At 60.3% G+C, this 7,598-nt stretch carries 9 protein-coding genes and 1 pseudogene; 6 read left to right on the forward strand and 4 right to left on the reverse strand.

All coding sequences use genetic code 11. The features are described 5' to 3' along the window. Positions 1-126 precede the first annotated feature (126 nt). Both ACWR1S_RS30235 and ACWR1S_RS30240 read right to left on the reverse strand, forming a co-directional pair. Complete coding sequence (locus tag ACWR1S_RS30235; RefSeq protein WP_093430205.1) at positions 127-660, reverse strand: ferritin-like domain-containing protein; 534 nt, start codon at positions 658-660, stop codon at positions 127-129. Between the two features lie 98 nt (positions 661-758). Next, complete coding sequence (locus ACWR1S_RS30240) at positions 759-1,706, reverse strand: LysR substrate-binding domain-containing protein (protein WP_454566062.1); 948 nt, start codon at positions 1,704-1,706, stop codon at positions 759-761. Positions 1,707-1,814: 108 nt separating this feature from the next. Between ACWR1S_RS30240 and ACWR1S_RS30245 the strand changes: the two genes are divergently transcribed. The 3 genes from ACWR1S_RS30245 to ACWR1S_RS30255 all read left to right on the forward strand — a co-directional run bounded on the left by ACWR1S_RS30245 (position 1,815) and on the right by ACWR1S_RS30255 (position 3,729). Next, complete coding sequence (locus tag ACWR1S_RS30245) at positions 1,815-2,453, forward strand: FMN-dependent NADH-azoreductase (protein ID WP_454566063.1); 639 nt, start codon at positions 1,815-1,817, stop codon at positions 2,451-2,453. Continuing rightward, positions 2,454-2,759, forward strand: coding sequence for a DMT family transporter (locus ACWR1S_RS30250; protein WP_454566064.1), 306 nt, complete (start codon positions 2,454-2,456; stop codon positions 2,757-2,759). 91 nt (positions 2,760-2,850) lie between these two features. Then, on the forward strand, positions 2,851-3,729 hold the full coding sequence (locus ACWR1S_RS30255; protein ID WP_454566065.1) for an alpha/beta fold hydrolase: 879 nt from the start codon (positions 2,851-2,853) through the stop codon (positions 3,727-3,729). A gap of 129 nt (positions 3,730-3,858) precedes the next feature. On the opposite strand, the gene ACWR1S_RS30260 is transcribed toward ACWR1S_RS30255, so the two are convergent. Further along, positions 3,859-4,746, reverse strand: a complete 888-nt coding sequence (locus ACWR1S_RS30260; protein ID WP_034151603.1) for a DMT family transporter — start codon at positions 4,744-4,746, stop codon at positions 3,859-3,861. Positions 4,747-4,842: 96 nt separating this feature from the next. Here ACWR1S_RS30260 and ACWR1S_RS30265 point away from each other — a divergent pair, with 96 nt between their 5' ends. From ACWR1S_RS30265 to ACWR1S_RS30275, 3 genes are all read left to right on the forward strand, one after another. Next, entirely contained in the window at positions 4,843-5,637 is a 795-nt protein-coding gene (locus ACWR1S_RS30265) for an AraC family transcriptional regulator (protein ID WP_454566066.1), read from the forward strand. A gap of 63 nt (positions 5,638-5,700) precedes the next feature. Next, positions 5,701-6,006, forward strand: a complete 306-nt coding sequence (locus ACWR1S_RS30270; RefSeq protein ID WP_038360460.1) for a PsiF family protein — start codon at positions 5,701-5,703, stop codon at positions 6,004-6,006. 311 nt (positions 6,007-6,317) lie between these two features. Beyond that, positions 6,318-7,331: an AI-2E family transporter gene (locus tag ACWR1S_RS30275; protein ID WP_016984798.1), complete on the forward strand. Its 1,014-nt coding sequence runs from the start codon at positions 6,318-6,320 to the stop codon at positions 7,329-7,331. 123 nt (positions 7,332-7,454) lie between these two features. Here ACWR1S_RS30275 and ACWR1S_RS30280 read toward each other — a convergent pair. Continuing rightward, positions 7,455-7,598 (reverse strand): annotated as a pseudogene (locus ACWR1S_RS30280) (Hsp70 family protein); the annotation flags it as partial.

The following is a 7,598-nucleotide window of genomic DNA, read 5'->3' on the forward strand; positions in this document are numbered from 1 at the left end:
CTGATCGTTCCCACGCTCTGCGTGGGAATGCCTCAACGGACGCTCCGCGTTCGGCAATAAAAAGGCACGCGGAGCGTGCCGGGCTGCATTCCCACGCGGAGCGTGGGAACGATCAGTCGTCAGGATTTAGAGGTCGTTCAGGATGTCAGCCATGTCATCGGCATGCTCTTCTTCCTGCGCCAGAATATCTTCGAAGATACGCCGCGTAGTCGGGTCTTTCTCACCGATGTACTGAATGATCTCGCGGTAGCTGTCGATGGCGATCCGCTCGGCAACGAGGTCCTCGTAGACCATTTCTTTGAGGGTGTTACCGGCCACGTATTGCGCGTGGGACATCTTCGACAGCATGTCAGGGTTGAACTCAGGCTCGCCGCCCAACTGCACGATGCGCTCGGCCAGACGGTCGGCGTGCTGGGCTTCCTGGGTGGCGTGTTCGAGAAACTCTTCGGCGGCCACATGGGCTTTCACGCCATTGGCCATGAAATAGTGGCGCTTGTAGCGCAGCACGCAGACCAGTTCAGTGGCCAGCGATTCATTGAGCAAGCGCAGCACCTCTTCACGGTCGGCGCTGTAGCCTTCGGTGACGGCGCCGTTCTCGACGTGTTGGCGCGCACGTTCGCGCAAGGTTTGAACATCTGACAGATGCAGGTCGTCGCTCATTTCGATCTCCTGGAGGCTAATCCGATTGTCGCCACGTTCTGCGGACGCGGTCGCTACCTAAGCTGTGAGTCATGAGCGTTGCAAAAAGTTTTATCGGTTTACGCAACCCCCGCAGGCGCCGCCGTAGGCTGCGATCTTGGCGCCAGCCCGGACAGCACAGCCTCCTCGCGCAACCACGTAAAAAATGCCCGTACCGGCGGATGCCGCTCTCGCCCCGGCACACATAACGCGCTGTAACCCGCGCCATCGACCAAAACGTCGGCCTTGTGCGGCACCAGCAAACCACTGGTGACACTTTCCGAGACCAGAATATTGCTCGCCAGCACCAGCCCTTGCCCGGCGATCGCCGCTTGCAGGGCGTAATGCTCTTCGTCGTATTCACGGATCGCCGGTTGCGGGTTCAACCAGTTTTCGCCGGCCTTGGCGCACCACGCTTCCCAGCCATGGGCGTAGAGCCTGGAGTTGTGCCAGCGCACGCTGATCAACGTCGGGGTGCGCCGGGCTGCCAGCGCGACTTGTTCCGGTGAACCATAAACACCGAACGATTCATCGAACAGGCACAGGCCATAGAGGTTCGGGTAATCGTCGAGGCTGTAGCGCAACACCAGATCGACGCTGGCGTCCTGATGCAGATCGATGACTTCGCAGTGGGTATCGAGGCGCACGTTGATGTTTGGATGCTGCGCATAAAAGCGCCCGAGTCGCGGTACCAGCCACAACGCGGCAAACGCGGCGGTGGTTGATAGCGTCAGCGTGCTGGCGTTGCGCTGGGGGCGCAGGGTGTCGACGCTTTGCGCCACTTCCAGCAGCGCGCCATGCAGGCTGCGAAACAGGCGCTCGCCGCCCTCGGTCAGGCGCACTTGGCGCGGCAGGCGCTCGAACAGCGCGACACCAAGCCAGTCTTCCAGCGAACGGACCTGATGAGAAATCGCCGTGGGCGTGACTGACAGCTCTTCGGCGGCAGCCTTGAAACTGAGCAGCCGTGAGGCCGATTCGAAAGCGCGCAGAGCGGTCAACGGAAGCGAGGCGAACATTGAAAGCTCCATGGGTGAAATAAATTCATCCCGACTGATTTTTGCTCATTTGAGGCAAGGGTGTGCTGCCTGCAATCTGCAGCGACACAGCCCTCAAAGTCTAGCCTCAAGGAGTTTCAGATGAGCAAAATTCTTGCGATCCATGCCAGCCCTCGTGGCGACCGTTCCCATTCGCGACGTCTGGCGGAACATTTTCTCAGTGCCTGGCAGGCACGTTATCCACAGGCGCAAGTGACTCGCCGCGAGATCGGGCGGGCGCTGATTCCGGCGGTCAACGAGGCCTTCGTCGCTGCGGCGTTCCATCCACAGCCGGAGGCGCGTCCATTGTCGATGCAGGCCGATCTGGCCCTGAGCGATCAACTGGTTGGCGAGTTGTTCGACCACGACTTGCTGCTGATTTCCACGCCGATGTACAACTTCAGCGTGCCCAGCGGTCTCAAGGCCTGGGTCGATCAGATCGTGCGCCTGGGGTTGACCTTCGATCACACGCTGGACAACGGTGTCGCCCAATACACGCCTTTGTTGCAGGGCAAGAAAGCCTTGATCGTCACCAGTCGCGGCGGTTTCGGCTTCGGTCCGGGAGGCGAACTGGAAGCCATGAACCACGCCGATCCATGGCTGCGCACGGCGCTGGGTTTCATCGGCATCAACGACGTCACCGTGGTTGCGGCTGAGGGCGAAGAGTCCGCCGAACGCACCTTCGCGGTGTCGGTGGCGGAGGCCGAGCAGCGATTGCTCGACCTCGCCCGGGTGTTCTAAATGGCTTGGTTGTTCTTGCTGATCGCCGCCGGCTTTGAAGTGACCTTCGCCATGGGCATGAAGTACGCCGAAGGTTTCACCCGGCTCTGGCCCTCGCTGATCACCGTGGTCGCGGCGGTTGGCGGGATTTATTTCCTGACCCTGGCGATGCGCGAGCTGCCGGTGAGCATCGCCTACCCGATCTGGACCGCGATTGGCTCACTCGGCACGGTGTTCCTCGGTTTCGCCCTGTTGGGCGAGAGCCTGACGCTGCTCAAACTGCTGTCAGTCGGGCTGATTGTGGCGGGGGTGGTGGGCCTGAAGTAGGCTGGTCGTTGAGTTGTCATCATCACGGAGGATGCTTGGCGGGCGTTTTGCACGCCTTGCATCCACTCACCGACCACAAGGATGTTTGCCCATGTCGACGCGTTATCCACTGGTGCTGGTGCCCGGCATGCTCGGGTTTATCCGGCTGGTGCTCTATCCATACTGGTACGGCATCATCAAGGCGCTGCGCCGTGGTGGTGCGACGGTGATTGCGGTGCAGGTGTCGCCGCTGCATTCGACGGAGGTGCGTGGCGAGCAGTTGCTGGCGCGGATCGATGAGATCTTGCGTGAGACCGGGGCGCAAAAGGTCAACCTGTTCGGCCACAGTCAGGGCTCGCTGACGGCGCGCTATGCCGCGGCGAAACGACCGGATCTGGTGGCGTCGGTCACTTCGGTGGCCGGACCGAATCATGGCTCGGAGCTGGCTGATTACCTGGCGAAACATTACCCGGCGGACAGTGCCAAAGGGCGGATCCTTGAGGCGTTGTTGCGTTTTGTCGGTTGGCTGATGGCGTTACTGGAGACCGGTTATCGCGGGCCGAAATTGCCGGTGGATATCCACGCCTCGCACCAATCGCTGACGACGGAGGGCGTGGCGCTGTTCAATCAGCGTTATCCACAGGGCTTGCCTGAAACCTGGGGTGGGCACGGGCCGGAGGAGGTTAACGGCGTGCGTTATTACTCGTGGTCGGGGACGTTGCAGCCGGGCAAGACCGACCGTGGCGGTAATCTGTTTGACGGGACCAATCGCAGTTGTCGGTTGTTTGCGAAAACGTTTGTGCGTGAACCGGGGCAGTGCGACGGGATGGTCGGGCGCTACAGCTCGCATCTGGGTACGGTGATTGGCGATGACTACCCGCTGGATCACTTCGACATTGTTAACCAGTCGCTGGGGCTGGTCGGCAAGGGTGCGGATCCGGTGCGGCTGTTTGTCGAGCACGCGGCGCGGCTTGAGGCTGCCGGGGTTTAGCCCTGAGACCGCGTTATCGTTCTTCGTCGGAACGCCGCCCGGAGACAAGCTCGCTCCCACATTCGAATGCATTCCAACAGAAGGAATGCGGTCACCTGTGGGAGCGAGCCTGCTCGCGAAGAGGCCGGATCAGGCGACGCTTAATTTGCGACCCAACACGGTCGTCCAGCGCTCGGAAAGAATCACCCCGCCCAAGGTCAACAATCCACCGACCAGGTGATACATCGCCAACTGTTCCTTCAACACCACCGCCGCAATCAGCGCGGTAATCAACGGCAGCAAATTAAAGAACAACGTCGTGCGACTCGGCCCCAGACGCTGCACAGCCTGCATCCACGCCAGCGGCGCGAGCATCGACGCCAGCAGGCATGCATACAACACCAGCGGAATGTTCTGCAGAGTCAAACCGGTCTTCGGCGAAGCCGCATATAACGGAAACAGCACGACAATCGCCACCAGCACCTGCAGATACAGCAACACCAGCGGCGGCAGGCGTAGCTGCCATTTTTTCAGCAGCGTGCTGTAGATCGCATAGGCCAGGGTGGCGATCAACATCATCGCATCGCCCATGTTCACGCCGTGCTGCAGCAACGCGCCGAGGCTGCCGGACGACACCACCACCAGCACACCGGCAAACGACAACACCGCACCGACCAGTGCCCCCGCGGTCAGGCGCTGACCGAGGCTGATGATCGCCATGGCCAGTGACATCAACGGCATCAGCGACAGGATGATGCCCATGTTGGTGGCGGTGGTCAGCGTCGCGGCGAAGTAGGCGAGGCTCTGATACACCGCCATGCCGAGTACGCCGAGAATGAAAATCTTGCCCAGGTTCGGGCGGATCTGCGGCCAGTGCGCGATCACCGCTTTGAGCATGAACGGGGTGAACAGCAAACCGGCGAGCAACCAACGGTAGAAACCGATCTCGGCGGGGAAAATCGCCCCGACTGCGAGTTTGTTGATCACGGTATTGCCGGCCCAGATAAAAATCGCCAGCAGCGGAAACGCGTATTGCATGAGTCGAAACCAGTACGTTAATGAAGGGCAATTATCCCTTGTCTGGATGCAAGCCTATACTGCGAACCGGACAACCTGCCTCTGAAACCGGACAGCATGAACAGCAAACACATCGATCTGCTGGATTTCAGCGAACTGCCGTCAGCGGTGTACTTCCGCTACGCCGACTTCAATGCCCATGAATACGCCGCACCGCACCGCCATCCGTGGGGCACGCTGGAGTACGCGGCGCACGGTGTGTTGCACATGGATGTCGACGGCAGCCGCTTCATGTCGCCGCCGCAGTACGCGGTGTGGGTGCCGCCGCAGGTCGAGCACAGTTTCTACAGCCATCAGCCGGTCAACTATCGCGCGGTGTGTCTTGATTCCAAGGTCTGCGCCGATTTGCCCCGGCGTGCCTGCACATTGGCGATCAGCGACATCCTCAAGGCGATTCTCAAAGACTTCGCTGCCCGCGACGTGAAGATTCCCGAGCTCGATGCCGATCAGCGCCTGGCGCAAGTGTTGGTCGATCAATTGCAGCAGGCGCCGGTGCATGAGTGTTATCTGCCGTACGCGAGCAGCCCGGGATTGCTGGCAATCCTCGAAACCTTGCAGGCCGAGCCGGGCAACAATCAGCCGTTGGCGCATTGGGCGCTGCAGGTGCATGTCAGTGAGCGCACGCTGGCGCGGCAATTTGTGCGTGAACTGGGGATGAGTTTCGGCGAGTGGCGTCAGCGCTTGCGTTACCTCGCTGCGATCGAGGCACTGGAGACTTCACGCAGTGTGCAGGAAATTGCCTTCGACCTCGGTTACAGCAGCGGCTCGGCATTTATCGCCATGTTCGCGCGGCAGGCCGGGTGTACGCCGGAGCAGTATCGCCGTAGCCATCTGGAAGGCAGGAAGGTGTAACAGGATTTGGCTACACTCCAGCAGAGGCCGCCCCCCTCGGTGCGGCGCCAAGGAGAAAACTCCATGAAGATGTTGCGTGTGCCTTTGTTGATGATTGGTTTGCTCCTGTGTTCCCAGGGTTTCGCCGCCACGGCGCAACAGAACAAGATGACCACCTGCAATGCCGATGCGACCGCCAAGAGTCTGAAAGGCGATGAGCGCAAAACCTTCATGAGCACCTGCCTCAAGGCAACGCCGGCGGCCAATGATGCCAAGGCCCTGACCCCGCAGCAGCAGAAAATGAAGACCTGCAACGCCGATGCCGCCACCAAAGCCCTGACCGGCGATGCGCGCAAGACGTTCATGAGTGATTGCCTGAAGAAAAAATAACCTGGTTCTGTGGGGTGACTGGTTTAGGCGTTCGCTTGAGATTTGCCCTCACCCTCACCCTAACCCTCTCCCGGAGGGAGAGGGGACTGACCGCGTTGTCTCAAGGTATTCGCCGACCTGAGAAATCCGGTCGATTATGGATTCCTTGGCGCTGTTTCAGGTCACTGGAAATCCAGAGCATCCCCCAATCGGTTCCCTCTCCCCCTGGGAGAGGGCTAGGGTGAGGGGGCTGAAGCACCGCATATTTCTAGTGCTCACCCCGGAACGCTGGCAGACTGCCAATCCTTTTACGCCGTTCGTTTTGAGGCTGTATGCCAACGTTTTCTGAGCGTCATGTAGTGTTCTGGGTCAGTTGCATCATCATTTTCGGCGGTTTGCTGCTGGTGCTGCCGCTGCGCTTGCTGCCCAGTCTGTTGGCCGGCTTGTTGGTCTATGAGCTGGTCAACATGCTCACTCCGCAACTGCAACGGCTGATCGAAGGCCGCCGCGCGCGCTGGCTGGCGGTGGCGTTGCTCGGCACGCTGGTGGTGAGTGTGCTGGCGCTGATCTTCGCCGGCGCGATCAGTTTTCTCCTGCACGAAGCAGAAAACCCCGGCGCTTCCCTCGATAAATTCATGGGTGTGGTCGACCGCGCGCGTGGGCAATTGCCACCGTTCATCGACGCCTATCTGCCAGCCAGTGCTGCGGAGTTTCGCGTGGCGATTGGCGAGTGGATGAGCAAACACCTGTCTGACTTGCAACTGGTCGGCAAGGACGCTGCGCACATGTTCGTGACGTTGCTGATCGGCATGGTCCTCGGCGCGATCATCGCCTTGCAGCGCATCCCCGACGTGACCAAACGCAAACCGCTGGCCGCCGCGCTGTTCGACCGTTTGCACCTGCTGGTGCAGGCGTTTCGCAACATCGTCTTCGCACAGATCAAGATTTCCCTGCTCAACACCTTCTTCACCGGGATCTTCCTCGCGGTGATCCTGCCGATGTTCGGCATCAAGCTGCCGCTGACCAAAACCCTGATCGTGCTGACCTTCCTGCTTGGCCTGTTGCCGGTGATCGGCAATCTGATGTCGAACACGCTGATCACCATCGTCGGCCTGTCACTGTCGATCTGGGTGGCATTGGCGGCGCTGGGTTATCTGATTTTTATCCACAAGCTCGAGTACTTCCTCAACGCGCGCATTGTCGGCGGGCAGATCAGTGCCAAGTCGTGGGAGTTGCTGCTGGCGATGCTGGTGTTCGAGGCCGCGTTCGGCCTGCCGGGGGTGGTGGCGGGGCCGATTTATTACGCGTATCTGAAGAGTGAGTTGAAGCTGGGCGGGATGGTCTAACCACCCCGTGATCGTTCCCACGCTCTGCGTGGGAATGCATCCCGTGACGCTCCGCGTCACAGCCTCAACAGCGGACGCAGAGCGTCCATGGCGGCATTCCCACGCAGAGCGTGGGAACGATCATCAAGAAGCCATCGAACCGTAGCGTTTCATGGCTTCAATCGCCAAACCGCTACCAATGCTGCCGAAGATGTTGCCTTCAACATGTCGCGCATTCGGCAGCATCGCCGAGACGCTGTTGCGCAGCGCCGGAATCCCGCTCGACCC

This window comes from Pseudomonas sp. AIG (assembly GCF_977020205.1).